The organism is Mesorhizobium sp. M7D.F.Ca.US.004.03.1.1, from assembly GCF_003998635.1.
GTDB lineage: Bacteria > Pseudomonadota > Alphaproteobacteria > Rhizobiales > Rhizobiaceae > Mesorhizobium > Mesorhizobium loti.
Map to the genome: position 1 here is coordinate 1 of NZ_RZQG01001046.1, position 1,921 is coordinate 1,921.

Sequence of the window (1,921 nt, forward strand, 5' to 3'; positions counted from 1 at the left end):
CCCCTATCGCGATGCCGGCGGCGAGCACCGCGTTCTCGCCCGCGCCGTCATCGACGCGTCCGGAACATGGTGGCGGCCAAACCCGATCGGTGTCGACGGCCTGCCGGTTCCCGGCGAAGGCGCGGCGTCGGCGCGCATCGCCTATGGCATTCCCGACGTGGTCGGCAAGGCGAGAGAAGACTATGCGGGCAAGCGCGTCCTGGTCATCGGCGGCGGGCACTCGGCCATCAACGTCGCCCTGGCGCTGATGGAACTGCAGGACGCGGCACCTGGCACCGAGATCTTCTGGGCGCTGCGCCATGCCAGCGTCGACAGGCTGCTCGGCGGCGGGCTGAACGACCAGTTGCCCGAACGCGGCGCGCTTGGGCTGGCCGCCAGGCAGGCGATGACGGACGGCAGGCTGAACATGCTGGCGCCTTTCGCCGTCAACCGCATCGAGACGCAGGGCGAGGGGCTCGCCGTCGATGCCAGCCTGGCCGGCAAGCCGTTCAGCCTGGCCGTCGACCGCATCGTCGTCACCACCGGCTTCCGGCCCGATCTGTCGTTCCTCGGCGAAATCCGCATCGCGCTCGATCCCGTCGTCGAAGCGCCGCCGGCGCTGGCGCCGCTGATCGATCCGAACTTCCACTCCTGCGGCACGGTTCCCGCGCATGGCATCGCGGAACTCGCGCATCCCGAACCCGGCTTCACCATCGTCGGCTCGAAATCCTATGGCCGCGCCCCGACCTTCCTGATGGCGACCGGCTACGAGCAGGTCCGCTCGGTGGTCGCCGACATTGCCGGAGACCATGTCGCGGCCCGCGAGGTGCGGCTGGTGTTGCCGGAGACCGGCGTGTGCAGCGCGGTCGGTATCGTGACGGTATCGGCAAGCGCCGGCTGCTGCGGCGGGCCTGCGCCGGCCGATGTCGACGCTTGCTGTGTCGAGGATGCGCATGCCAAGGCCAAGGGCGCCTCGGGCTGCGGCTGCGCAACCACGCCGGCCAGCACCGAGGCGCAAGAGACGATGGCAGCCAGCATCGATGCCTGACCGGTCCGTTCTGCGCAAGGCGATCTGGGCGCTGGGGCTGACCCAGATCATCGGCTACGGCACGCTCTTCTACAGCTTCTCGATCCTGGCGCCGGCAATGGCCAGGGAGTTCGGCCTCGCGGAAGGCTGGGTGTTCGGCGCCCTGTCCGCCTCGCTGTTTGCCGGCAGCCTGTTCGCGCCGACGGCCGGGCGATGGGCCGACCGCTTCGGCGCCGGCCGCATCATGACCATCGGCTCGGTCGCGGCAGCGGTGGCGCTGGCGCTGTGCGCCGTCGCGCCCGGCCGCGTGACCTTCGTCCTGGCCTTGCTGGCCATGGAGCTGGCCTCCAGCTTTGTCCTCTACAGCGCCGCCTTCGTGGCGATCGTACAGATCGGGGTTCCCCGGCCGCAACGCAGCATCACCCACCTGACGCTTATCGCGGGGTTTGCCTCGACCCTGTTCTGGCCATTGACCTCGGCGCTGCACGCGCAGCTGACATGGCGCGAGGTCTATCTCTTGTTCGCCGCGCTCAATCTCGGGCTCTGCCTGCCGATCCACGCCTGGCTGATGCGCCTGTCACGCCGCAATGCAACCGCAACGCTGCAAGGACCCGCCCGCGCTTCCGAACAGGGCGCACTGCTCGATCCGCGGCGCGGCCGGGCCGCATTCCTGCTCATGCTGGCGGGGTTCGCCACCGAGGGTTTCGTGCTGTCGGCGATCCTCATCCACATGGTGCCGCTGACGGCGGCCCTTGGGCTGGGCACCGCCGGCCTCTTCGTTTCGACCCTGTTCGGGCCGGCGCAGGTCGCCAGCCGGCTGATCAACATGCTGTTTGGCGGGCGGCTTCAGCAAACGCATCTCGCCGTCATCGCCGCGTCGCTGCTCACGGCCGGGCTGTGCGCGCTGCTGCTGAC

The 1,921-nt window shown here is 69.8% G+C and carries 2 protein-coding genes; both read left to right on the top strand.

Annotated features, from left to right (window positions below):
* Positions 1-1,027, top strand: a 1,027-nt coding sequence (locus tag EN935_RS33630; RefSeq protein ID WP_127374105.1) for an NAD(P)-binding domain-containing protein, incomplete at its 5' end; no start/stop codon positions are given.
* Positions 1,020-1,921 (top strand): arsenite efflux MFS transporter ArsK (gene arsK / locus EN935_RS33635; protein WP_164771590.1); only part of this gene is annotated, 902 nt, incomplete at its 3' end. The genes EN935_RS33630 and arsK, both read left to right, overlap by 8 nt.